General features: G+C 73.3%; 20 protein-coding genes. 8 read left to right on the top strand and 12 right to left on the bottom strand.

The genetic code is table 11. The features are described 5' to 3' along the window. Positions 1 to 12: 12 nt before the first annotated feature. Positions 13 to 903, bottom strand: coding sequence for a cytochrome c oxidase subunit II (gene coxB, locus Q7L73_RS13785; RefSeq protein WP_304692417.1), 891 nt, complete (start codon positions 901 to 903; stop codon positions 13 to 15). A gap of 115 nt (positions 904 to 1,018) precedes the next feature. Continuing rightward, on the bottom strand, positions 1,019 to 1,831 hold the full coding sequence (locus Q7L73_RS13780) for an enoyl-CoA hydratase-related protein (protein WP_304692419.1): 813 nt from the start codon (positions 1,829 to 1,831) through the stop codon (positions 1,019 to 1,021). Positions 1,832 to 2,007: 176 nt separating this feature from the next. Here Q7L73_RS13780 and Q7L73_RS13775 point away from each other — a divergent pair, with 176 nt between their 5' ends. From Q7L73_RS13775 to trxB, 3 genes are all read left to right on the top strand, one after another. Next, complete coding sequence (locus Q7L73_RS13775; RefSeq protein ID WP_304692421.1) at positions 2,008 to 2,859, top strand: phosphatase PAP2 family protein; 852 nt, start codon at positions 2,008 to 2,010, stop codon at positions 2,857 to 2,859. A gap of 4 nt (positions 2,860 to 2,863) precedes the next feature. Further along, entirely contained in the window at positions 2,864 to 3,958 is a 1,095-nt protein-coding gene (locus Q7L73_RS13770) for a lysylphosphatidylglycerol synthase transmembrane domain-containing protein (RefSeq protein WP_304692423.1), read from the top strand. Positions 3,959 to 4,042: 84 nt separating this feature from the next. Further along, positions 4,043 to 5,023, top strand: coding sequence for a thioredoxin-disulfide reductase (gene trxB, locus Q7L73_RS13765; RefSeq protein ID WP_304692425.1), 981 nt, complete (start codon positions 4,043 to 4,045; stop codon positions 5,021 to 5,023). Positions 5,024 to 5,056: 33 nt separating this feature from the next. Here trxB and Q7L73_RS13760 read toward each other — a convergent pair whose 3' ends face one another. Next, positions 5,057 to 6,106 (bottom strand): CehA/McbA family metallohydrolase, encoded by a 1,050-nt coding sequence (locus tag Q7L73_RS13760; RefSeq protein ID WP_304692427.1) that lies wholly within the window; start codon positions 6,104 to 6,106, stop codon positions 5,057 to 5,059. 290 nt (positions 6,107 to 6,396) lie between these two features. Between Q7L73_RS13760 and Q7L73_RS13755 the strand changes: the two genes are divergently transcribed. Further along, a complete protein-coding gene (locus Q7L73_RS13755) occupies positions 6,397 to 6,723 on the top strand; it encodes a hypothetical protein (RefSeq protein WP_304692428.1) in 327 nt (108 codons plus the stop codon). On the opposite strand, the gene Q7L73_RS13750 is transcribed toward Q7L73_RS13755, so the two are convergent. The 3 genes from Q7L73_RS13750 to Q7L73_RS13740 are packed head-to-tail and all read right to left on the bottom strand — an operon-like array spanning position 6,720 to position 9,065. Continuing rightward, entirely contained in the window at positions 6,720 to 7,301 is a 582-nt protein-coding gene (locus tag Q7L73_RS13750) for a CoA pyrophosphatase (RefSeq protein ID WP_304692429.1), read from the bottom strand. The genes Q7L73_RS13755 and Q7L73_RS13750 overlap by 4 nt on opposite strands. A gap of 20 nt (positions 7,302 to 7,321) precedes the next feature. Then, a complete protein-coding gene (locus Q7L73_RS13745; protein WP_304692430.1) occupies positions 7,322 to 7,729 on the bottom strand; it encodes an OsmC family protein in 408 nt (135 codons plus the stop codon). Between the two features lie 46 nt (positions 7,730 to 7,775). Beyond that, positions 7,776 to 9,065 (bottom strand): DUF1015 domain-containing protein, encoded by a 1,290-nt coding sequence (locus Q7L73_RS13740; protein WP_304692431.1) that lies wholly within the window; start codon positions 9,063 to 9,065, stop codon positions 7,776 to 7,778. 102 nt (positions 9,066 to 9,167) lie between these two features. Here Q7L73_RS13740 and Q7L73_RS13735 point away from each other — a divergent pair, with 102 nt between their 5' ends. After that, positions 9,168 to 11,477 carry a hypothetical protein gene (locus Q7L73_RS13735; RefSeq protein ID WP_304692432.1) on the top strand — a complete coding sequence of 770 codons (2,310 nt, stop codon included), beginning with the start codon at positions 9,168 to 9,170 and terminating at the stop codon, positions 11,475 to 11,477. A gap of 2 nt (positions 11,478 to 11,479) precedes the next feature. Here the strand turns inward: Q7L73_RS13735 and Q7L73_RS13730 are convergent, their stop codons facing one another. Together Q7L73_RS13730 and Q7L73_RS13725 are read right to left on the bottom strand one after the other, a co-directional pair. Beyond that, the gene (locus Q7L73_RS13730) at positions 11,480 to 12,289 is read right to left on the bottom strand and encodes a metalloregulator ArsR/SmtB family transcription factor (protein ID WP_304692434.1); all 810 of its coding nucleotides are present in this window, start codon (positions 12,287 to 12,289) and stop codon (positions 11,480 to 11,482) included. A 170-nt stretch (positions 12,290 to 12,459) separates the two neighbouring features. Then, a complete protein-coding gene (locus Q7L73_RS13725) occupies positions 12,460 to 13,239 on the bottom strand; it encodes a hypothetical protein (RefSeq protein WP_304692436.1) in 780 nt (259 codons plus the stop codon). Between the two features lie 100 nt (positions 13,240 to 13,339). Between Q7L73_RS13725 and Q7L73_RS13720 the strand changes: the two genes are divergently transcribed. After that, positions 13,340 to 15,364: a glycosyl hydrolase family 28-related protein gene (locus tag Q7L73_RS13720; RefSeq protein WP_304692438.1), complete on the top strand. Its 2,025-nt coding sequence runs from the start codon at positions 13,340 to 13,342 to the stop codon at positions 15,362 to 15,364. 153 nt (positions 15,365 to 15,517) lie between these two features. Here Q7L73_RS13720 and Q7L73_RS13715 read toward each other — a convergent pair whose 3' ends face one another. Next, complete coding sequence (locus tag Q7L73_RS13715; RefSeq protein ID WP_304692440.1) at positions 15,518 to 15,922, bottom strand: ester cyclase; 405 nt, start codon at positions 15,920 to 15,922, stop codon at positions 15,518 to 15,520. 139 nt (positions 15,923 to 16,061) lie between these two features. Between Q7L73_RS13715 and Q7L73_RS13710 the strand changes: the two genes are divergently transcribed. Together Q7L73_RS13710 and Q7L73_RS13705 are read left to right on the top strand one after the other, a co-directional pair. Further along, positions 16,062 to 17,999 (top strand): kelch repeat-containing protein, encoded by a 1,938-nt coding sequence (locus Q7L73_RS13710; protein WP_304692442.1) that lies wholly within the window; start codon positions 16,062 to 16,064, stop codon positions 17,997 to 17,999. A 59-nt stretch (positions 18,000 to 18,058) separates the two neighbouring features. Further along, positions 18,059 to 20,878 (top strand): LuxR family transcriptional regulator, encoded by a 2,820-nt coding sequence (locus tag Q7L73_RS13705; RefSeq protein WP_304715574.1) that lies wholly within the window; start codon positions 18,059 to 18,061, stop codon positions 20,876 to 20,878. 6 nt (positions 20,879 to 20,884) lie between these two features. Here Q7L73_RS13705 and Q7L73_RS13700 read toward each other — a convergent pair whose 3' ends face one another. The 3 genes from Q7L73_RS13700 to Q7L73_RS13690 form a co-directional block, all read right to left on the bottom strand. Further along, on the bottom strand, positions 20,885 to 21,145 hold the full coding sequence (locus Q7L73_RS13700; protein ID WP_304694157.1) for a hypothetical protein: 261 nt from the start codon (positions 21,143 to 21,145) through the stop codon (positions 20,885 to 20,887). A gap of 414 nt (positions 21,146 to 21,559) precedes the next feature. Continuing rightward, positions 21,560 to 23,287, bottom strand: a complete 1,728-nt coding sequence (locus Q7L73_RS13695) for a hypothetical protein (protein WP_304694159.1) — start codon at positions 23,285 to 23,287, stop codon at positions 21,560 to 21,562. A 476-nt stretch (positions 23,288 to 23,763) separates the two neighbouring features. After that, positions 23,764 to 24,198, bottom strand: a complete 435-nt coding sequence (locus Q7L73_RS13690; protein WP_304694160.1) for a hypothetical protein — start codon at positions 24,196 to 24,198, stop codon at positions 23,764 to 23,766. Positions 24,199 to 24,327: the final 129 nt, after the last annotated feature.

Genomic DNA, 24,327 nt, shown 5'->3' with positions numbered 1-24,327 from the left:
GGTTCCTTTTCCCTAGTTGAGGTCGCCGTCGCGCGTGAGCTGCTCGCGCAACTGTTGGACCTCTCTGTCCGCGTCGGCGATGTCGCTTCTTTGCTGGTCGACCCACGCCTCATACGCCTGCGGGGTCACGACGCGGACACGCGCCGTCATGTCGGCATGGTTGCGCCCGCACAGCTCGGCGCACTGCCCTCTGTAGGTCTCGCCGGCCTTTGGGGCCTTGAACCAGGTGTAGTTTCTGTACCCCGGCACGGCGTCGAACTTGCCGCCGAGCTTCGGGATCCACCAAGAATGGATGACGTCGGTCGCCTGGATGTCGAGCACGACGGTCGTGTTCGCCGGGACCACCATCTCCTCGTAGGAGTAGACGAGGCCGAAGGCGTTTCTCTGGCATTCCGCGCCGTAGGTGTAGCGCCAGATGTACTGGCGGCCGGTGACGCAGATCGTCAGCGACTTGCCGTTGGGCGGCTTCGGCATGTCGGTCGACGCGGTCAGCACGCCGTCGGCGAGCTGGAGGCCGTCCTTGCCGCTGTTGGGCGGGTCCTGGATCGAGCTCAGCTTCGAGAAGGTGACGGCGGCCAGCGCGACGAGGATCAGCGCGGCGCCGACGGTCCAGGAGATCTCGAGACGGGTGTTGCCGTGGATCTGCGCGGCAACGGCGCCCTTCTTGGCGCGGAATCTCCAGATCGAGTAGAAGAGCGCGCCCTCGACCACGATGAAAACGACGATCGCGATGTAGAGGACGATCTTGTAGAGCGAGTCGATCTGGTCTGCGTTCGGCGAGCCACCCGATTCAGGGGTGAGGAAGTCGGCGAACGCGCCGCTGGCGAAGACGAGCGATCCGATCGTCGCGAGCAGCAGGGCCGCGACAGCGCGGCGGCGAATGGAAGCAGTTTCAGGTCGCAAGGCGGCGCGGATTCTACCCACCGCGCCGCCGGATGCTGCGCCACGTGCCCCGCTCTGGAACCTAGGGTCCGCAGAACCCCCGTCGCGACGGGCTTTTCCCTGCACTCTGACCACCTCAGACACCTTTGAACTCAGGCGCCCGCTTCTGCAGAAATGCGAGCGCCCCCTCCGCGAAGTCGCTGCTGGCCGCCTGCTCCTGCTGGATCGCGGCCTCCAACTCCAGCTGCGCGCCGAAGCCTTCGTAGACCCAGCTGTTGAGCTGCCGCTTGGTGCCGGCGTAGGAGCGCGTCGGCCCGGCGGCGAGGCGCGCGGCGAGCGTGTCGGCCGCGGCGGGCAGCTCGGCGTCGGGGTGGACGGCGTTGATCAGCCCCCACTCGAGCGCCTTGGGCGCCGGCAGCCGCTCGCCCAGCAGCGCCAGCTCGATCGCGCGGGTGAAGCCGATGCGGGCCGGGATGAAGGCGGAGGAGCCGCCGTCGGGCACGAGCCCGATGTTGACGAACGCCAGCAGGAAGTAGGCCGACTCGGCCGCGAGCACGAGGTCGGCGGCGAGCGCGAGCGAGCAGCCGATCCCGACGGCGGGGCCGTGGACGGCGGCGACGACCGGCTTCGGCAGCTCGCGCAGCCCGCTGATGATCGGGTGGTAGCGCTCGACGAGCGCCGTGTGCACGTCCGGATGGCCCTCGGGCGTCGGCTCGAAGCCGGCCGACAGGTCGGCGCCGGAGGAGAAGCCGCGGCCGGCGCCGGTGAGCAGCACCGCGCGGATCGTGTCGTCGTCGCGCACCTGCTCGACCGCCGCGCGCAGGTCGAGCCCGAGCTGCGTGTCCCAGGCGTTCATCTTGTCGGGGCGGTTCAGCTCGATGCGGGCGACCGCGCCGGCCCGGTGAAGGGTGACCGTGGCGTATTCGTGCACGGGCTCGTAGGCGCTCATGGCCCGTGATCCTATGGCCGAACGGCGGACATCGGCGCCGATCCTGCGACACGTGTGAAGGAGTTGTGAGACGACCCTCATATACTCCCGGCGCTTTGCGGAAGTCGAAGGCCCTCCGAGCCGCCGCCTGGACTGTCCTGGTGGCCGGCGTCGCCGCACCCCTCGTGCGCCGGCGCATGCGCGTCCCGAAACCGGTCGTGCTGGCAGCCTCTGCGGCAGCGCCGGTCGCCCTCTGCGTGGTCGTCCCGCGCTCTCGCACCCGCGACGTTCTGACCTGCACGCTGCAGATGTGGGCGTACCTCGCCGCATACGAGATGCCGCACGACGATCCGGAGGCGGCGCAGCGGCGCGTGCACGTCGACTACCCGGTCAGAGTCGACACCGTGATCGGCCTCGGCACGCCGCCGACGCTGCGGCTCCAGCGGCTGCTGTCGGCGCCCGGCAGCATCCGCCCGATCGAGAAGGTGCTGGTCTGGTCGCACTGGCTGTGGTTCGCGGTGCCGCACGCGACGACCGCGTACATCCTGCTGCGCAGACGCGAGAGATTCGGGCGCGCCGCCGTCACCACCTACGCCGTCTTCGACCTCGGCGCGCTCGTCTACTGGCTCGTGCCGACCGCGCCGCCCTGGTACGCCCACCAGCAGGGCAGACTCGACGACGCCGACCACACGCGCGTGCGGCGGATGATGATCGAGTACGGCGAGCAGTTCTGGAAGCACCGCTGGGGGCCCCTCTACTCTCTGTTCGCGGGAAACCCCTTGGCTGCCATGCCGTCCCTGCACTTCGCGACCTCCGTAAACGCCGCACACCTGCTGCAGGAGGCCGGCCCGATCTCCGGGATCGTCGGCTGGACCTATGCCGGCACGCTCGGGCTGGCGCTCGTCTACCTCGGCGAGCACTACGTGATCGACCTGCTCGCCGGGCTCGCGCTGACCGAGGGCGTGCGCGCCGCCGCGCCCGCCCTGTCACCGGCCGCGAGCGCGATCTCCAGAGCCGTACAGGCGCTCGAGTTCAGAGCGCGAGGCTGACGCGATGACCGACGCGCCCGTCAAGGAGCCGCATCCGGACGAGGAGCACGGTCACGACGACGAGGAGATGCCGCGGATCCAGATCACGCGGCGCCAGCTGATCCTCTCCGGCATCTTCATCGTGGCGATCCTCGCCTTCCTCTACTTCGTGCTGCCCGAGATCGGCGGCATGAAGGACACCTGGGACAGAGTGACCGAGGGCGACCACGCCTGGCTGGCGGCGGCGCTCGCCTTCGAGATCCTCTCGATGGGCAGCTACATCGCGCTCTTCCACGGCATCCACATCCCGCCCGGCTCGCGCGTGACGCTGCGCGACAGCTACCTGATGACGATGGCGAGCCTCGCGGCGACGCGCCTGTTCGCGGCCGGCGGCGCCGGCGGCGTCGCGCTGACCGCGTGGGCGCTGCGCCGTGCCGGCCTGCCGCGGCGCGAGGTCGCCGAGCGGATGATCGCCTTCCTCGTGCTGCTGTACGGCGTCTACGTGGCGGCGATGATCGTCTGCGGGCTCGGCCTGCGGACCGGGCTGTTCCCGGGGCCGGCGCCGTTCGGCCTGACGATCCTGCCCGCGATCGTCGGGCTCGTCGGCGTCGCGATCTTCGTCCCGCTCGTGTTCGTGCCGGAGGACTTCCCGCAGCGGATCGAGCGGATGTCGGCGAGACGGCCGAAGACGGCCAAGTGGCTGCGGCGGCTCGCGCTCGGCCCGGCCTCGATGCGCGGCGGGATCCGCTTCGCGCTGCACAAGGTCCGCCATCCCGACCGCGCGATGTTCGGCGTCGCGACCTGGTGGATCTTCAACGTCGCGATCCTGTGGGCCTGCTTCCACGCCTTCGGCGACGCGCCGCCGCTGGCCGTCGTGATCCAGGGCTACTTCGTCGGCATGCTCGGCAACCTGCTGCCGCTGCCGGGCGGCATCGGCGGCGTCGACGGCGGCATGATCGGCGCCTTCGTCGCGTTCGGCGTCGCCGGCTCGCTCGCGGTGCTGGCGGTGCTCGCCTACCGGCTGCTGGCGTTCTGGCTGCCGACGATCCCGGGGATCCTCGCCTACTTCGGCCTTCGCAAGAGAGTCGAGTCGTGGCGGCGAGAACCGGTGCGAGCGTAAGCTCCAGGGTCCCTGCGGACCCTGCCGCGGGGCGCTATCATAAATGAAGTATTGAGCGACCCCCGGATCGGAGCATCAGCACCCATGTCAGACGTCGAGAACGTGATCATCGTCGGCAGCGGTCCGGCCGGTTACACCGCGGCGCTCTACACCGCTCGCGCCGATCTGAGACCGCTCGTGATCGAGGGCTTCGCCTGGGGCGGCCTGCTCCAGCAGACGACCGAGGTCGAGAACTACCCGGGCTACAGAGAAGGCGTCATGGGCCCGGTGATGATGCAGGAGTTCCGCGACCAGGCCGAGCGCTTCGGGACGCGCTTCATCACCGACGACGTGACGAGCGTCGAGCTGTCCGACGGCGGCATCCACACCGTCTGGGTCGGTGACGACGCCTACAAGGCGAAGGCGGTCGTGCTCGCGACCGGCGCCCAGCACAAGAAGCTCGGCGTGCCCGGAGAGGTCGACCTCTCCGGCCGCGGCGTCTCCTACTGCGCGACCTGCGACGCGGCCTTCTTCAAGGAGCACGAGACGGTCATCGTCGGCGGCGGCGACTCGGCGATGGAGGAGGCGATCTTCCTCGCCAAGTTCGCCGGCAGAGTCGTGATCGTCAACCGCCGCGACGAGTTCCGCGCCTCGGCGATCATGCTCGACCGCGCCAGAGAGGCGCACAACATCGAGTGGCTGACGCCGTACGTCGTGGAGGAGTTCGTCGCCGGCGAGAGAGGCGCGATGGAGAAGATCCGCCTCAAGCACGTCGAGACGGGCGAGATCCTCGAGCACAGCGCGACCGGCGCCTTCATCGCGGTCGGCCACGAGCCGCAGTCGGAGCTGTTCGGCGGTCAGGTCGAGCTGGACGAGAACGGCTACGTCAAGACGAGCGGGCTGTCGACCAGAACGACTCTGCGCGGCGTCTTCGCCGCCGGCGACCTCGTCGACCACACCTACCGCCAGGCGATCACCGCCGCCGCCTCCGGCTGCAAGGCCGCGCTCGACGCCGAGTGGTACCTGCGCGACACGCCGCCGGCCGTCGCCGCGCGCGAGGCCGACCCGGTCGAGCTGCAGGCCTGACCGCTCCCGCGCCGCGTCATCCGACGCGGCGCGCTAGCGCAGGTAGATCGGGTTGGAGACGACCCAGGTGCGCGGGCGGCCGTGGTCCAGCAGGCTCGCCTCGACGCGGTAGACGCCCGGCTCGTGGGCCGGCGCGTCGAGGCTCGTGCCGCTGTGGACGCGCGCGAACTCGGCGCCGTCGCGGACGATCCGGACGTCGGCTCTGCGCGGCAGCCGCACGTGCAGCGTGAAGCCGCCGGCATCTGACTCGCTGCCCATCTCGACGTGCGTCGGGCCGTCGGCCCAGAAGCGGAAGCCGCCGGCGGGGGCCAGCGCGTCGCGGGCGATGTAGCAGCGGCCCTCGCGCAGGGCTCCGTAGACGGCGGCGCGGTCGGCGTCGGCATCGCCGCTCGGCGGGCGCTCCAGCAGCACGTGCGTGCGCAGCAGCTCGAACGAGCGGCGGTAGCTCATCATCCGCAGCGGCACGCGGCCGGCCAGCCGCAGGCCGAACTGGTGCGCGTCGAGGCCGCCGATCGCGACGACGCGGCGCGTCTGCGCGGCGCGGTCCCAGGCGGCGAGCGCCTCCCGGCGGGGATGGTCGAGCTGGCGCGCGGCGCGCGGCGCCAGCAGGAAGCGGAGCGCGTCGCGGCGGTGCTCGAACCGCTCCAGCGTGTCGGTCACGAGCGACCACAGCTCGGCGCCGGTCGCGCCCTGCGGGAAGGGATCGTCCCAGCCGGTCGCGGGCACGAACGGGAACGGTCTGACGCCGACCGAGAAGGGGTGGGCGGTGAAGCCGAAGCCGCCGGCGGCGGACACCGCGTCGACGACCTGCTGCGGCGTCAGGCGGCGATGGTCGACCGGGTCGTCGAGGCCGAACGCGAGGTAGTGGTGGCCGGGGCGCTTGGTGACCTCCTCCCCGACGCAGACGAGCACGGAGTCGTGCCAGCGCTCGTGGCCGTGGTAGCGGGCGGCGAGCGTGTCATGGTCGGTCAGCAGCACCACGTCGGCGCCGGCGGCCGCAGCGGCGGCCGCGATCTCGGGCACGGTGCCGGTCCCGTCGGAGTGCTGCGAGTGGACGTGGACCACGCAGGTGAGGTCGATCATCGGCGCGAGAGCATACGACCATCCGCTCGCAGTGCGGATGCGGGCGGCGCGGAGCGGTGCGCCGAGCGCCAACGACTCCCGACCACGGGGGGCGATGTTGTGGTCGGGAGCCACTGGGCCCATCGGCTGCCGTGACGTCGAATCCGCGGGCGCGGCCGCGCCGGGGAGGACGCCGCCGCCGTCGGGTGGGATCTCCGCGGCGTCACGGACAACTGCTGAAACCCGTGCGCGGGCGCGGAGTTGCGGCGGACTTGGGTCGCACCGGAAAGACGCCGGTAGACTCGCCCCGCATGGACCCGTTCGTGGCGATCATCCTCGGGATCGTGGCCTTCGGCCTGATCGCCGTCGTCGCGATCGGGCTCTTCGCGCCCGGCTCCGGCGCGGCGCAGGTCGGCTGGAGAACGCCGCGCGAGCACGCCGACGCCGAGGCGGCGCGCGACTCCGAGGACCTCGAGCAGATGCTGGAGGCGACCAACTCGCGCCGCCGCGCTCGCGGCGAGGCGGAGCTGACCGTCGCGAGCCTGATGGGCGAGCCGGAGGAGCCGGACGAGGACGACGTCGAGGCGGCGCTGGAGCGCTTCCGCGCCGAGCGGGCGTCGCGGCGCGGCGACGACTAGGCCGAGCCGAGCGGGCCGATCCGCTCCAGCAGATCGCCCAGTATCCGCGCCGTCGCGCCCCAGATGAAGTGGTCGCCGACGACGTAGGAGTCGGTCGACCAGGTCATCCCGCGGCGCGTGACCGGTCGCTTGTCGAAGCCGGCGACGAGCGCCTTCAGCGGCAGCTCCATCACCTGCGCGACCTCGTTCTCGCTGACGACCCAGTCGGTGTCCGGCCGCGGGATCAGGCCGACGTGCGGGTAGATCACGTAGCCGGTCACGAACGTCCGCACCGGCGCCAGCGTGCCGACCAGCTCGACCGACGCGGGCGTCAGCCCGACCTCCTCCTCGGCCTCGCGCAGCGCCGTCGTCTGCAGCGGCTCGCGCTCGTGGTCGCGGCGGCCGCCCGGAAACGAGATCTCGCCCGGGTGACGTCTCATGTCCTCGCGCCGCTTCGTGAAGACGGCGTGCAGCTCCTCGCCGACGAGGAACAGCGGCACCAGCACCGCCGCCTCGGTCTCGTGCGCGAGGTCGACGTTCGCTGACGCCTCGTCGCCGGCGAGGCGCCGGCGCAATTCGTCTGCGATCGCCGTCGTCATCCGCTGCCGAGGATAAGCGCTCAGGCCACCAGCTCGATCCGCTCGTCGAACATGACCTCGCCGTCGAGCGTGCGGTGGACCGGGCACTTGGCGGCGATCACCGACAGCCGCTCGAGCTGCTCCTCGGTCAGGTTCGCGGGCAGCTTCAGCGTCAGCCTGAAGCGGGTCGGCGCGCCGCGCTCGGCGGGCGAGTACTCGGCCTCGACCGCGATCTTGCCGATGTCCCAGCCCTTGCGCTTCGCGTACATCTCGATCGTCGTCGCCGTGCAGACCGCGAGGCTGGCCGCGAGCAGCTCCTGCGCGCTGGGGCCGTCGTCCTCGCCGCCGTGCTCTGCAGGCTCGTCCGCGATGATCTGGTGGCCGCGCACGTCGATCTCGTGCGTGAAGGTCCCGGTTCGTCGCGCGTTCGCCTTCATGTCGTCCTTCATTGGTCGGGAGCGGAGAGAGCGGCCCATCGTAGCGGGCCGTTCGGCCCTATTCGAACAGTGGATTGAAGAGCAGGCCGGTCGGAACCTTCGGGTAGAAGAAGGTCGACTTCGGCGGCATGCTCTCGCCGGCCTCCGCGACCTCCTGGACCTGCTCGATCGGCATCGGCGCCATGAAGAAGCCGGCGTCGGCCTCCTCGGAGTCGAGCAGGTCGAGCGCCTCGTCGAAGTCGCGCGCGTAGTCGAGCCCGTCTCTGTGGTCGATCTGCTCGTCGCTCATGCCGAGCGCGTGCTTGAGGATGACCGCCTCCAGCACCGCCGTGTCGAGCTGCTGGTACGCCTCCGAGCGGTCGCTCAGCAGCTGCTCGGCGATCGAGTCCTCCTTCAGCGCGAGCATGAACGGGACCTGGCCGACGGCGTCCATGTAGCCGAACTGAACGCGCTCGTCGCCGCGGCGCGGCTCGGGCACGAGCGAGCCGCGGTCAGGCAGCTCGGTCACGTCGAACTGCTCGCGGATGACGCGGTCGAGCGCGTCCTGCTGGCCGGAGCCGCTCTCGACGCCGCTGACGAGGCGGTGGGTCGGGAAGACCGTCAGGCCCGGATCCTCCAGCGCGACGAGGCACATCAGCACCCAGCGGTGCGGGCCGTCGCCGCCTCCGACCTCGTCCGCGTAGGCGCGCGCGGTCTCGTAGCGGTGGTGGCCGTCGGCGATCAGCAGCTCGGCCGGCGCGACCGCCTCGACGACGGTCTCCAGCGCGTTCGGGTCGGTCACGCGCCAGAGGCGGTTGACGGTGCCGTCCTCGTCGGTGGTGGTCGCGAACGGCGCGCTCGTGCGGACGTGCGGCTGGAGCGCGCTCCAGGCGGTGTTGCCGGGGTCGGAGAAGAGGCTGAAGATCGGGCTCAGGTTGGCTCTGGTGGCGCGCGTCAGGTCGAGGCGGTCCTGCTTGGGGCCGGGATGGGTGCGCTCGTGCGGGCGGATGCGGCCGGCGCCGTAGGACTCGACGCGGACTCTGCAGAGGAAGCCGCTGCGCGTCCGTCTGCGGCCGTCGGGGCCGACGAACTCCTGCTGCAGCGGCCAGATCGCGGGGACGTCGTCGTGCGTGACGGCACCGTCGGCCTGCCAGGCGCGCAGCAGCTCGGCGGCGCGCGCGTACGGATCCGGGGTCTCCTGCGTGCCCTGCGGCAGGTCGATCCCGACGACGTTGTACGGCGAGCGGGCGGCCAGCGCGGCGCGCTGCTCGTCGTCGATCACGTCGTAGGGCGGGCTGACGAGCGCGTCGTAGTCGCCGGCGACGGCGGCGTCGTAGTGCAGCGCGGTGAGCGGCAGGATCTCGGCCATGCCGGGAGGCTAGCCGCCGGGAGGAAACGGGGCTTCTGCACGGTCGCTTGCAGGGGAGCCGGATCGGCTTCAACCAGTTGTTCAGGCGGGTAGCAACGCTGCGTGGTACGTGCGGTGATGGTCGCGTGGGTCGCGCTGCTGGTCGTCTGCTCCTCCGCGGGCGCGGTCGTCGAGCAGCCGTTCGCGATCCGCTACACGACCAACGACACGGGCGCGACCTGGGTCACCGGCAACACGCTGATGACGTGCCCGGCGGCCGAGCCGGCCTGCGCGGGCGCGCAGGCGGGGACGGCCACGGGTGCCGCGCTCAACAACAACGGCTACGCGATGACGTACGTCGACGTCGACGGCGACCCGACGACGTTCGACTCCTCGACGGCCTCGTTCGCGCCGCCTGCGGACGCGCAGGTGCTGTTCGCCGGGCTCTACTGGGGCGGGCGCGTGACGGCGGGGACGAGAGGGGCGGTGGCGCCCGCGGCCGGCGCGCGCGGCGCGGTGCTGCTGCGGACGCCAGCCTCGGGCGGGTACGTGCCGGTGAGCGGCTCGGTCGCCGACTCCGCGGCCGTGCCGGGCGCCTACGGCGGCTTCGCCGACGTGACCGCGCAGGTGGTCGCCGGCGGGGCCGGGCAGTACACCGTCGCCAACGTGCAGGCCGGCACCGGCCTCGACCGCTACGCCGGCTGGGGGCTCGTGATCGTCTACAGATCGGCGACCCAGCCGCTGCGCAACCTGACCGTCTTCGACGGGCTCGCGACGATCCAGCAGGGCGACCCGCCGCTGGCGCTGACCGTCAGCGGCTTCGTGACGCCGCGCACCGGCGCGGTGCGGACGGCCGTCGGGCTCGTCGCCTACGAGGGCGACCGCGGCAGCGCCGGCGACCGCGGGCTGCTCGGCGGCCAGCCGCTGACCGACGCGGCCAACCCGGCCAACAACCTCTTCAACAGCTCGATCTCGTTCGAGGGCGTCGACTCGGTCGCGACGCGGACGCCCGGCTACGTCAACCAGCTCGGCTTCGACGCCGACCGGATCGTCACGACCGGCCTGATCGCCAACGGCGCGACGAGCGCGACGCTGGAGCTGTCGACGACGCTCGACCAGTACCTGACGCAGATGGTCTCGCTCGCGACCGATCTGTCGGCACCGGCGTTGGCGGCGTCGAAGACGGTCGCGAACGTGACGACCGGCGGCGACGGCTCCGTCGCGGCGCCGGGCGACCTGCTGCGCTACTCGGTGACGGTCACCAACAACGGCGACGACGTCGCCGAGGACGTCGTCGTCAGCGATCCGGCGCCGGCCGGGACGGCCGCGGCCGGCGCGTCCTCGGTCCCGCTCGGCGCACTGGCGCCGGGCGCGGCGGCGACCGCAGTCTTCGAGGTGCGCGTGGGACAGGTCGCGGACGGCTTCGCGATCGTCAACAGCGCGTCGGCGAGCGGGGTCGGGGTGGTGGCGCGTCAGCCGGTCGCTGCTTCGTCCAACGCGGTGCGGACGGTCGTACGCGTGCCGGTTCTTACGCCCGTTCCGCCGGCGGTCGAGGAGCCGCCGCTGGCGATCGTGACGCCGTCGATCGCGCCGTCGCGGCCGGTCGCGGGCGAGCCGGCGGTCGTCGCGTTCTCGGTCCGCAACACGACCGCTGCGGCGATCGAGGACGTCTCGGTCGTGGTGAGCGTGCCCGGCGCGCAGGTGCTCGGCGCGACGATCGCCGGCGGCCGCTGCGGCGCGCCGCGCGGGTCGACGGTCCGCTGCACGGTCGGCTCGCTGGCGCCGGGCGCGGCGGCGCGCGTGCGGGTGCGGGTGAACGGTCTGCGCGCCGGCGCGCAGGTGCGGCCGGCGGTGACGGTCCGCGGCGACGGCGTGGCGGCGCGGAGGGTGGTCGTGCGCGGCCTCGGCCGGGCGCTCGCGGGCGCGCGGGTGACGCTCACCAAGCGCGCCTCGGCGCGCGTCGCGCGACCCGGCGCGCTCGTCCGCTACACGCTGACGGCGCTCTCCGACGGCGGCGTGCCCGCTCGCGGCGTGCGGATCTGCGACAGGCCGGGGGTGGGGGTGCAGCTGGTGAGCGGGGCGGCGCGGGCGCGCGTCGGCGCCCGGCATCCGGACGGCGCGGCGGCCGGGCCGGTCGCCTCGGCGGGCGGTGACATGCCGGGCGCGCGTGCGGCGAGACCGCTGTGCTGGACCCTGCGCACGCCGCTCGCGCCGGGGCGGGAGTTCGTCGTCACCGTCACCGCGCGCGTCGGCGACGGCTTCACCGACGCGCGCAGCGTGCTCAACCGCGCCCGCGTGAGCGCCGCCAACGCACGCGCCGCCGGCACCGCCTCCGCGGCGGTCCTGATCCGCCCGCTCGCGCCGCCGGGGTGCGACGCGGCCGTCTCCGCCGCTGCCGCCGCCGGCGCGCCGCGTGCGCGAGCCGCCTGCTGAGGTCAGCCGGCGTAGCGCAGCGAGCCGGGCGTATCGAGCAGCTCGCCGGTCTCGATCCAGGTCTTGAGGCCGGAGAGGATCATCGGCCAGCCGCCGTACAGCTCCGAGTGCGCGCTCGCGGGCAGCTGGTCGTGGGTGACCGTGAGACGGCAGGAACTGCCGACCGGCTCGATCTCCCAGGTGACGCGGGTCGTGCCCTGCGCCTTGACGTCGTCGCTCCAGAGCGCGTCGAAGGTCTGCACCAGCAGCCGCGGCGGGTCGACCTCGACGTTCGTGCCGGAGGCGATGTCGACGACGCCCGGGACGCCCGCGCTGTAGTCGGAGCCGGGCGTCCAGTCCGAGTGCGTCTCCACGCCAAAGCTGTACTTCGCCCGCTGCTGCGGGTCGGTGATCGCCTCCCACAGCCGCTCCGGGGTCGTCTTGACGAAGACCTCGAAGACCGCCGTGCCGCTCGCCACCGGGGCGGTTCCGTCGCTCCAGGAGACCGTCTTGACCGTGCTCATCGTCTCGTCCTCCAGCGTCTGTTTCAGCGCGCTCAGCGTCGCCGCCCAGGGCGCTGCGTACTTGCTCACCCAGCGGTCGTGGACGAGCCGGATCGGGACCGGGTTGAGGAAGTGGAGCTTCTCCCGGCCCTGCTTGCGCGCGGTGATCAGCCCGGCTTCCTGCAGCACTCTGAGGTGCTTCATCACGCCGAAGCGCGTCATCGGCAGCCGCTGTTCGAGCGCGCCGAGGCTCTGGCCGTCCTGCCGGAACAGCTCGTCGAGCAGCTCCCGCCGGGTCGGATCCGCGAGCGCCTTGAAGACCGCGTCCATGGCTTGGACAATAGGTGACCTTTTTGTCACATGTCAAGCTTCAGTGTCCGTGCTGGTCGACGACCGAGCGGTGCTACCACTGCGAGCCCGGCACGCGCCCGTACGACCCGCGCCGCTTCTCCGGGCCGGGCGAGGAAGGCGGGTCCTGATTCGCAGCTGAGTCGGGGCGCCTAGTGCGCGAGCAGCGGCGGATCGGGCGGGCCGCAGGGCTCATCCCCGAACGTGCCCGCGTAGTTCGGCGTGCCCGTCCCGCGGGTGAAATAGGCGCCCTCGATGACCTGGTCCGGGACGTAGTCCCCGTAGCGGGAGCGCTCGAGGCGAGACGACGCGGCATCTGTGCTCGACACCGTCCAGTCTTCGAAGCGTGCCGAGGTCAGCAGGGGCAGGGAGAGCGTCAGGTGCTCGCCGTCCACCTTCACCGTCGCCTCGACCCGTCTGCCGCGGCCGTGCGGGAGATCAGTCGCCTTGACCGTCGTCCCGCCCTCCCTCACGTGGATGGAAACGGTCAGCTGAGCACTCCCGCAGCTCGCCTTGGTCGACGCGGTCAGCCCGAACGTGCCGGTCCGGATCGGGCCCTCGGTCTCCACGTCGAGACGCAGGGTCCGGTCCTTCACCGCCAGTCCGGCGCCGCGCAGGTCCAGGCCGGGCTGTCCGTCGGTCGTCAACGACTCGATGGTCGCCTCGTCCCACTCGTCGTCGTCCAGCCGCTCGACGGCACGCATGTCGAGCACGTCGCCGGCGTCGTCTCGCTCCGTCAGCGCGAGCGGGCCGTCGCCCTCGTCGCCGCCGCTTCCACAGCCGGCGCCGGCCAGCAGCGTCAGTGCGATGAGAACCGCGAGCGCGACGTGCGCTCGGCCGCGACGATGCAGGAGGAAGGTGACGATCGACTCAGTCTGGCACGTGCACGCGCCCGCAGTGACCGGTTCCGCACCAATTTTGACATATGACACATGCTATGGCATTCTCGTCGCCGTTGCTGGGGGTGGCGACGCGACGGCCCGCCCTCGTGCACCGGCGATCCACACCTGCCGTCGCGGGGAGATCGACGCCATGCACCTGCATCGTCCGGAGGGACGCGGCCGGAGGACCGTCCGCGCCCTCCTCGCCGCGCTGCTGCTCTGCCTCGCCCTGCCGGCGCTCGCCGCCGCCAGAACGTACGACGTCACCGCCGCGCCCTACCTCGCCAGAGGCGACGGCGTCACGAACGACCGCCTCGCGATCCAGCAGGCGATCGAGGACGCCTCCGCGGCCGGCGGCGGCACCGTCCTCGTGCCGGCCGGCAGAACCTTCCTCAGCGGCGGGATCCGGCTGCGCTCCAACGTCGTCTTCCAGCTCGACGGAACGCTGAGACAGAGCCTCGACGTCAGCCACTACGACACGCCGCCGGCGCTCGGCCCGGACGTCCCCGGCTCGAACCTCAACTGGGACTCCAACGCCTTCCACAACCAGCCGTTCGTCTTCGCCGCGAACGCCAGAAACGTGACGCTGACGACGAGCGGCAGAGGGACGATCGAGCTCGGCGTCGCCGTCAGCCCGGCCCTCGACATCCGCCTCGACGCGATCGGCTTCCGCGACGTCGACAGATGCTGGATCAACAACGTCACGACGCAGAACACGATCGGGTTCAACATCACGCTCGTGCGCGCGAACTCCTGCGACATCACCGGCACGTACCTCAACTCGAAGGCCGGCAGCCTCGGCAGCGACGGCGTCAACATCACCGGCTCGCAGCACGTCAAGGTCCTCTACAACCACATCAACGCCGGCGACGACGGGCTCTACATCGCCGTCAGCTACGCCGACCCACGCTTCGTCGCCCCGTGGCGCGCGCCGGACGTGGGCGGCGCGGCGCGCTACATCGAGATCGCCAACAACGAGGTCGTCGACTTCGGCGAGCAGAACGCCTTCACGCTGATCCCGTGGGGCTCGCTCGACCCCGACCAGCGCAACGTCGAGATCTCCGACGTCTCGATCCACGACAACACGTTCATCGCCGACGTCGCGCAGGCGGTCGACTGCCGCTGCGACAACCCCTGGAGAGGGACGAGAAGATACTTCCAGGACACCGACCGCGGCGACCAGTCGCCGATGACGCGCTTCTCGATGTGGAACAACACCTTCGTCTCGAGAAACAGAATCCCCAACTTCCCGACCTGGGTCGGCGCGACCTTCACCGACTCGACCTTCGGCGGCCTGAGCGGCGCGCCGGGCGTGATCAGAAACACGCCGTCGGTGATGAACGGCGACTTCGAGCGGACCGGCAGCGCGTGGTGGTCGATCGGCGGCGTCGGCGGCGCGACGAACGATCCGTCGAGCCTGCCGTCGGCGGCCGGCACGGCGCTGAGAGCGAACGGCGGCTGGGCGGGCTTCGTGCTGCCGAGCGGCACGACGACGACCAGCCTCGTGCAGGGGGTCGGGCTCGAGAGCGCGAGCGACCTCGGCCTGCCGCTGGTCGGGATCACAGGCGCGGCGAGATACACGCTCGACGCGACCGTCGTCACCAGCGGCCAGCCGTTCCGCCTGCTCGCGCAGGACACCTGCACGAACACGACGCTGGCGCAGACGACCGTCTCCACCACGAGCGCGAGACGGATCTCGCTGCCGATCACGGTCACGAGCAGCTGCGGTCGCGTCCACGTCGGCATCGACCGCGGCACGGCGACGAGCGGCTGGGCGCTGATCGACGACGTCGAGCTGCGCGGCCAGGTCGTCGGCAACGAAGACCCGTCGCTGCGCACCGTCGGCACGTGGGGCCGCGACTGGGGCGCCGACATGGGCGGCACCCACCACCACGACAACGGCACCGGCAACACGCTCACGATCCCCTTCACCGGCACGCGCGGCAGAGTGATCGCGCCGAAGCTGCCGAGCTACGGGATCGCGTCGGTCTCCGTTGACGGCGGCACGCCCGTCAACGTCGACCTCTACGCGGCGTCGGCGACCTGGCACGCGCAGGTCTTCGACACCGGCACGCTGCCGTACGGCAGACACTCGATCACGATCAAGGTGAGCGGCAGCAAGAACGCGGCCTCGAGCGGCACCTGGATCGCCTTCGACGCGCTGCTCGTCGACTGAGCCGGGCGGTCGCGGGGGCTCGTGCGACGAGTTCCCGCGCCCGCTGGTCAGTACGACAGGGGGAAACTGCTCGTCGGGGCGCCGGGACTCGAAATCCCGCAGCGGGGCTGTCCAGGCGGGTGGAGCGGCGCTCTCGCTTGTCCTCCGCTGCCCCTACACCAACCCAAGCTGCGTCAGGAACTCCTGCTGATCGAAGTAGAGGTGCTCGGAGAGCAGCTCCTCGCCGTTGACCTCGTACGCCGCCGCCCAGCGGAAGTCGATCGCGCGGCCGGTGGCGGGGACGTCACCGTTCGGGGTGTGCAGGACGCCGTCGTGGGTGCCGACGAAGCGGCCTTCGGCCGCGGCTGAGGCGCCGTCGACGATCAGCTTCTGGATCACGAGCCGGCCGTCGGAGAACGCCTCGTGGAAGACGCCGAGGAAGCCGAGCACCGCGTCGCGGCCGCTCACGCTCGCGCCGGGTGCCGTCATCTCCGCGTCGGCCGCCCACGGCTCCCCTGCGACGTCTCTGGCGTTGAACGCCTCGATGTGCTGCTTCACCACGTCGCCTGTCCCGGCCATGCCTGCTCCTCGATCGAAGGGGAGCGCGGCAGTCTGGCAGCCCGGACCGCTCTCCGCATCACCGCGATGTCCGCACGGGGACGGCGTTGGGGGGCCCCCGGTGCGAGCGACCGGGTGGCGCGCATACGCTCCTCGACCTATGCCTTCACGCCGTCTGCCGCGCCTGCTGCCGCTCGCTCTCCTCGCCGTCGCCGCGCTCGCGTCGAGCACATCGCCCGCCCTCGCCGCCTCCGGCTGGAGCGACGCGCCGCCGATGCGCGACGCCCGCCAGGACGCCGCCAGCGCGATCCTCCCGGACGGCGAGGTGCTCGTCATCAGCGGCTACGACGGCAACGGCGATGCCGACAGCAGCGAGATCTACAGCCCGGCCAGCGGCACCTGGCGGATGACCGCGACCCCCGCGAACCCGCGCCACGCCGCGACCGCGACCGTCCTTGCCGACGGCCGGGTGCTGCTGGTCGGAGGCTGGGTCGCGGGGCGCGCGACCGCCTCCGTCCAGATCTACGATCCCCTCACCGAGCAGTGGAGCGCCGCCGCCGATCTCCCGACCGGCCGCCAGGATCACGTCGCCGTGCTGCTCCAGGACGGCCGCGTGCTCGTCGCCGGCGGACGGCTGGAGGGCGGCGACTGGACCGGGACGGCGGAGCTGTGGGACCCCGCGACCGACAGCTGGACGTCCGCGCCCGCAATGGCGACGAGACGCCGGCTGGCGGCGGCGTCGCGGCTGCCCGACGGCCGCGTGCTCGTCGCCGGCGGCGACGACTACAGCGCTCCCTACCTTTACGCCAGCACGGAGCTGTACGACCCCGCGACCGACAGCTGGAGCGCAGGTCCGGCGATGGCCGCGCCACGCTACGCCGGCAACGCGATCCCGCTTGCGGACGGAGGTTTCGCGGTGGCCGGGGACAGCGGCGGCTTCGCGACCGTCGAGCGGTTCGATCCCGCGATCGCGCAGTGGCGGCCGGGCGGCAGCCTGCCCGTCGACGGCGAGAAGTGGAAGGGCGTGGCGCTCCAGGACGGCCGTCTGCTGCTGACCGGCAACTGGGTCACCGAGACCGTCGTCCAGGACCTCGCGACCGGCTCGACGGTCGCGAGCTTCCCGCTGCCCGAGCTGCGCATGGACGCGTCGTTCGCGTCGCTGCCCGACGGCAGAGTGCTGCTCGCGGGCGGCACGACACGCGCGCCCGCCATCGTGCGGACGGCGAGAGCGTCGATCTTCACGCCGCCGACGAGACGCGATCCCGACGACGCCGACTTCAGCACCGTCGCGGTCGGCGCGACCGCCGAGCGGAGCGTGACGGTGCGCAACAGCGGCGGCGTGCGGCTGTGGATCGACGCGATCGCGCTCGCCGGCCCCGACGCTGCCGAGTTCGCCGTCGTCGCCGACAGCTGCTCGGGCTCGACGCTGGCGCCGAACGCCGGCTGCGTGGTGCGGCTGCGCCTGACGCCGTCGTCGGCGGGGGCGAAGAGCGCCGAGCTGACCTTCGACGACAACGCCGAGGGCTCCCCGGCCGCGGCGCTCACAGCGGTGGCGACGACGCCGGTCACGCCGGAGCCGGGCGGTGGCGGTGGGAACGGCGGGGGCACGCCGCCTGCGGATCCGGACACGCCGCCGACGAACACGCCGCCCACGCCCGGCGCGCCGCCCACGACCGCGCCGCCGGTCCTCCCTGCTCCGCCCGCCTCGGCGCCGCCGGCCGGCCGCCTGATCGAGCGCTTCACGCTGCGCCGCAACTGCCTGCGACCCGCCGCCGACGGCACCGTCCGCGTCGAGCTGGGCGTCGCGCTCGCGCGGACCGAGCAGCTGCGGTGGCGGCTCGCGCGAGCGGTCGGCAGCCGCGCGCTCAAGCGCTGCCCGCGCGGCAGCGGTGGCGGACGGTTCAGCGGGCGGCTCGTGGATGTCGGCGGTGAGCGCGGACTCGGACCGCTCGCCGGCGCGGCAACCGTCACCGGCCGCCGCGCGCTGAGATTGCGCCTCGCACCCGGCCTCTACCGCCTCACCGTCCGCGCCGACCTCGGCGACGGACGCCGCTCCGCCCCGCTGCACCGCTGGCTGCGCGTGCTGGCGCCGCGTTGACATCACCGCCCCACGAGCGGGCACTCGGCCGCTCGCTCGTGCCAGACTCGCCCGCGAGGATGACGGCGGGAGGATCGAGCGAGCGCACCGGCACGACGCCGGTGGTCGGACGGGAGCGGGAGCTGGCGCGGCTCGACGAGCTGCTCGCGCATGTGCGCGCTGACCGCGGCGCCGCGCTGTTGCTGACCGGCGAGGCCGGCGTCGGCAAGACGCGCCTGATCGCGGAGGTGGCGACGGCCGCCGAGCGTTCGGGAGCGCTCGTCCTGCGCGCCGTCGGCTTCGAGGCCGAGCAGAGCTTCGAGCTGGCCGTCGCGCGCGAGCTGCTGTCCCCCGCCGCCGCCGCGCTCGGCCCGGCCGCCCAGCGGCGTCTGGACGACGTGACCCGCCCCGGCCGCGCAACCGGCGACCCCGACACCTTCGTCGCCGCCGACGCCCTTGCGCAGCTCATCGGCGAACTCGCCCGTGAACGCCCCCTGCTGCTGGTCCTCGACGACGCGCAGTGGGCCGACGCCGCGTCGCTGCGCGTCCTCGCCTACCTCGCCCGCCGGCTCGACGCGCTCCCGCTCGGCATCGTCGTCGCCACGCGGGAAGACGGGCGCCGCTGCGCGGAGGAGCTGCGCACGACGCTCCCCAACCTGGAGCTGGCGCCGCTCGCAAAGACCGACAGCGCGGAGCTGACGCGCCGCGCGCTCGGCCACACCACCGACGACGCACTCTGCGCCGCCTGCCACCAGGCCAGCGGCGGCAACGCCTTCCTGCTGACGACGCTGCTCGAGCGGCTCGACGGGCACCAGCCGCCGGCGCCCGACGCGATCCCGGCGCTCGCGATCGACGACGTCGGCAGCTTCGCCGGACCGCGCGTGGAGGCGCTCGGCGAGGACGCGGTCGCGGTCACACGGGCGCTCGCGGTCCTTGGCAGCGCCGCCGACCTCGCCGCCCTCGCGCAGGTCGCCGCGCTCCCGCTGAGCACCGTCTCGACCACTGTCGACGCGCTGCTCAACTCGCGCCTGACGCGCGTCGAGGAGGAGCGGATCGACTTCCGCCATCCGCTCCTGCGCGCCGCGCTCGCCGCCGCCGTCCCGCCCGGGACCGCGGCGCTCCTGCACACGCGCGCGGCCGACCTGCTGATCGCCCGCGGCGCGCCCGCCGAGACGATCGCCGTCCACCTCCTGCACGCGCCCGCGGCCGGTCGCGCCGACGTCGTCGAGCTGCTGCGCGCCGCCGCCGCCCGCGCCGCCGCGTGGGGCGACGCCGCCCAGGCCGCCGCGCTGCTGCGCCGCGCGCTGGCCGAGCCGCCTCCGGCCGCGCTGCGGGCGACGTTGCTGACGCGGCTGGCGGAGGCGTCCGTGCGGCTGGAGGGCCCGAGCGCCGCCGCGGCCTTCGAGCCGGCGCTCGCGGCCAGCGACGACCCTCGCGAGCACGTCCGCATCGGGATCGCCAAGGGCCGTCTGCTGATCGAGCACAGCGCGCCGGCCGCCGCGGCCGCCGCCTTCGACACGGCCCGCGCCGCCCTGCCCGACGGCGCCGACGAGCTGCGCATCGCGCTGGAGATCGCCAACGCCGAGCTGCTGATGGCCCCGGCGCACGCCGCCGACGCCGTCGGCCGGCTGCTGGCGGCGACCACCGGCCTGCAGCCGCGCGACGACCGCGAACGCGAGCTGCTCGCGATGCGCGCGTACTACGAGCTGGGCGTCGGCGCGATCGAGCGCGCGACCGCGTTCGTCGCGCCGCTGATCGAGCGCCCGGCGATCGTGCTCTCGCTCGGCGAGATGGCGTTCGAAAGCGTCGTCGTGACGCAGGTGATCGCGGAGGATCTGGACGGCGCCGAGCGCTGGCTGACCGACGGCCGCGCGCTGGCACGGGCCGAGGGCGCCGGCCGCGCCTACCGCTCCTGCGTGCTGTGCCTCGGCTTCCTCGCGAACAAGCGCGGCGAGCTGCCGGCCGCCGAGCGGCTGCTGCGCGAGGCGCTGGCGCTGCATGAGGAGCTGTCGTGGCAGCGGACGTTCGCGATCTGCCTGCTGATCGACGGTCTCAGTCAGCAGGGTCGTTGGGACGAGGCCGACGCGCTCTTCGACGGCTGGCGCCGGCCGGAGACGCCCTACCCGATCATGCTGATGCCGCTCGCCGGCCACGCCGCCAGCCTCGTCGCGCGCGGCGAGGCGGCGCGGGGCGTCGCGCTGCTGGAGGAGCTGTTCCCGCTGCTGTCGTGGCAGGAGATCCTGCCCGTCCACCGTGAGCTGGCGCTCGGGCTCGCCGCCGTCGGGCGGGTCGAGGAGGCGGTCGTGCAGGCGCGTGCGCGCGTAGCCCGCGCGCGCGGCGGACCAGAGGGCCCGGCGAAGCTCGGCGCCGCGCTGCGCGTGCTCGCCGCCGTCGACGCCGAGGAGGACGCCGTCGCCCTCCTGACCGAGGCCGTCGCGCTGCTCGCGCCGTCCCACACGCGGCTCGAACACGCCCGCGCGCTCTGCGACCTCGGCGCCGCGCTGCGTCGCGCCGGCCGCCGCGCCGACGCGCGCGAGCCGCTGCGCCAGGCGCACGCGCTCGCGTCGGAACGCGGCGCCGAGCCGATCGTGCGGCGGGCGGAGGAGGAGCTGGCGGCGACGGGCGCGAGAGTCAGCCGCGGCCCTTCGGCCGATCGCGACGCGCTGACGCCGAGCGAGGCGCGCATCGCTCGCCGCGCCGCCGACGGCCGCACCAACCGCGAGATCGCGACCGACCTCGGGGTCGTGCCGAAGACCGTCGAGGTCCACCTCACGAACGTCTACCGCAAGCTCGGGATCCGCTCCCGCGACCAGCTCGCGAAGGCGCTGGCGGACGTGCCGGACGCGCTCGCCGCGCCGCCCACGAGCCCGCCGCCGGGCGGCGCGCCGCCCGCCGCGTAGCCGCCCTCAGCGCGGCGCCGCGCAGGTGATGCCGAGCGCGACCGCGGTGGCCGCGACGGCCGGCTTGCCATCGGCCGTCGCGAAGGTCAGCGGCCAGCCCGCTCTGCCGCTCGCCGGAGGCGCTCTCCTGCGTGCGCGCCGCGACCGGTCCGCCGGCGCACAGCGCGGTCGCGCGAAAGACCCCGCCGACGCGCCGACGCCGCCCTTGCGCGCGTTGAAGCTGATGCGGCAGCCGCCGGGCAGCTCGATCTTGCCGCTGCTCAGCACCCTGCCGGTCTGGTCGAACAGCAGCAGCAGCTTGCCTGTCGTCGAAGGAGTTGGCGAAGGCCCATCTGCCGCCGGCCGGACGCTCGTAGCCGAGGGCGCTGGCGCTCAGGCCGCAGAGCGAGAGGACGACGGTCGAGCCACAGCGCCGCGCGGTCGTCGGCGCGCTCGGCGACGAGCAGGCAGCGCGGCGCGCGGAGACCGACGCGCTTGACCACGAGCGACCAGGGACGCCGCGCTCCCTCCTCCGCCGTGACGCGCCAGAGCCCGCCGGTCGCCCCGCCGTGCCCGCCCCGCCGAGCGGCGCGACGGTGTGCCGGTCGAGCGGGATCGCGCGATCGCCGGTCAGGCGCGCGACGGCGGTCGCGCGCTCGTCGCGGTCGAACGGGGGATCGGGCACATCGGCGGGCGGCTCGGTCACGTCCGGCCGGCAGGGGGCAGCCGCAGCGTCACGCGCCGGCGCTCGGTCACCGGTCTGCCGGCGTCGAAGCGCGTCGTCACCGTCAGCGTCGCGACGACCGTCTTCAGGCCGGCGCGACGTGCGGCGCGGACGAACGCGCGCGGAAGCCGCACGCTCAGCTGCCGCGATCTGCCGGCTGCGATGCGCACCTCGGAGAAGCGCGCGAGCAGCCGCTGCGCCGCCCTGTCTCCGCGCTTTTCCGCGCCCGGCGCGCCGATGCGGGCGACCAGCGTGCCGGCGGATCGGCAAGGCGCGCCGGCCGGACAGGCGAGCGGAACCCTGGCGCTGGCCGCGCCGCCCCCCTCGCGCACGGTCACGACGGTTCTGCCGGGAGCGAGCGTGGCGCCGCGCGGGCCGGCTCTTCCCGTCGCGGACGGCCGGTCGCCCTGTCTCGGCTCCGCTCTCGGCGTGCCGTCCTGCCTGGGCTCCGGCTGGGGCTGCAGCGGCGGATCCACCTTCGGCTCCGGCTGCGGGCCAGCCGCGGGCGGGACGGCCTGCAGCGACCGCGTGTCCGACGACGACCGGTAGAGCAGCGTGTCGTCGTTCGAGCTGCCGCCGTCGAGGTAGGTCGCGGTGATCACGCGCACGCCCGACGATGCCGTCGCCTCACAGGTCGCCGCACCGTCCACGACGATGACGGCCGCGCAGCCGGCGATCGCTCCCGCGCTGTCCGCGAAGCGCACCGTGCCCCACGACGGCGCGGGCGCGACGACCGCTCTGAAGGTCACCGCGTCGCCCGGCGCCGGGACGGCCGGCTCCGCGGTCAGCCCGGTCGAGGTCGTGACCTCGGGGATCCGCAGCCGCAGGCCCGCCTCGGATGTGGACGGCGCGCCGTCGCAGTCGCTCACCGCGGGAGCCGGGGCGCAGTAGCTGGTGCCGCCTCCACCGCCGCCGGAGAGCGGGAGCGAGCCGCTGCCGCCCGAGCCCCCTCTGCCGCCGCCGGGGCTCACGGGTCTCGTGCCGGCGCCGCCGCCGCCGCTGCGGAAGCCGGCTCCGCCGGCCCCGCCGATGCGGCCGCCGCCGTCGCCGCCGGCGCCGCCGAGCAGGAACGAGCCGCCGGCCCCGGAGAGCAGCGGGCCCTCGTCGTTCGTGCCGCCGCTGCCGTCGGCCGGGACGGCGCCGCCTGTCGCGCCTCTCCCCGGCCGCACGCCCGCGTAGCGACCGTCGATCGCGCCGTCCTGGGCATTCTGCGCGATCCCGTCCGCGATCCCGCCGGCGTCGCCGCCCTTGATCTCGCGGTTGAAGCCGGCTCCGCCGCCGCCGGCCGCCAGCACGAGCAGGCTCGACTCGCTCACCGTGGGCGCGGCGCTGACGGCGGTGAAGCCGCCACCGCCCTGCTGGCGGTCGGCGTCGATGCAGAGGTACAGCGTGCCGATCCCGATGACCGCGACGCGGGCATCGACCGCGGCGCCCTGACCGACCGTCGGAGACGGCCAGGCGAAGGGATCGCCGTCGCCGTCGCCGCCCTTCGCCTCGACGTCGATCGCCGTGACGCCGTTGGGGACGACGAGGCGGCTGCCGGCGTTCGAGGCGGCGTCATAGCAGCCGGTCCCGCCGGACGCGGGGAAGAGCCGCTGGTAGTCGGCCTGCGCCCCGGCGGGGAGCGCGGCGAGCAGCGTCGCGCCCGTCAGCGAGAGGACGAGGCCGCGCGCGATCCGCCGCGGAGACGTGTCGGGAAAAGCCATAGGTGCATATCGTAAACGCGCCAGATCGTGGCGGCGCTGGGAAGCGCGGAGTGCTCCTGCGCGACTGCCGTGCGAACGCGTTCGTACAAACGTCCACCGATCCGCGCGCGGTGATCCAGCGGGGATCGCTCGGCGCATTGCTGGTGCGAGAGAGTTCCCTTCTCCTCGCTTCTGAGTACGCGCGAGGCGCCCCGGTCGCCCGGGAGGCGGGCCGGGGCGTTTTCGTTGCTGCGGTTGGCGGGATGAGGCTCATGCAGGCTCCCCGCGTGCCGCCGCAGCGGCTGCACCGGTCCGCTCTGGCATTCAACGCGGACCGGTCGGCGGCTGAGCCGCCGACCGGTCGCGTCTGAAGCGCGCGCCGCGCGAACCGCTCAGCGGGTGCGTCTCGACACGCGCGGCGAGGTCACCTGACCGACTGTCGTTTGATTGGTCAGGGAGCGATCGCGCGCGCCGTCGGGGCCGCGCCCCGCGCGACCTCAGACGGAGATCAGCGTGACCGTCACGCGGCCTGGGTCGCCCTGCTCGCCGGGGGCGATGAAGTCGATCACGTAGGCGTTGCGCCGCAGCACGACCTGCGCCGCCGTGATCGTGATCGCGCAGCGGTCGGCGCCTCTCAGACGGAAGCTGCCCACGACCGGCGTCGTGCCGCGCGGAGCGGGCACGACGATCGAGCCATAGCCGACGAACCCGACGGTTCTGGTGATCTTCGGCGTGACGGTCCGCTCGACCGGCGTGAAGGCGGTGGTCGAGATCAGCCTTCTCACGAGCCGGCCGGCGGCGGCGTTCTCCTTCGCCACCGCGGGCAGGACCGACTGGCATCTCGGCGCCGCCTGCGCGGCCGGCGCCAGCGCGGCGCCGGCGATGCCGAGGCCCGCGAGTCCGGCCGCGACGCGAAGCGATCTGTTGCGCATCTGCTCTGCTCCTCCTGTGTCGTGTTCGTTCCGCTCCTGAATCGGCAGCTGAGCCCGCCGAGTTGACCCGCGCCGCCGTTCTCACGCACGGTGACGGACTGCTCACCAGAGGAGGCCCGCCCCTCGCTT

The sequence above is a fragment of the Conexibacter sp. CPCC 205762 genome (genome assembly GCF_030646155.1).
Taxonomy (GTDB): Bacteria; Actinomycetota; Thermoleophilia; order Solirubrobacterales; family Solirubrobacteraceae; genus Conexibacter.
Note: the sequence above shows the minus strand (reverse complement) of the source record. Positions and strands in the feature narration are given on the sequence as shown.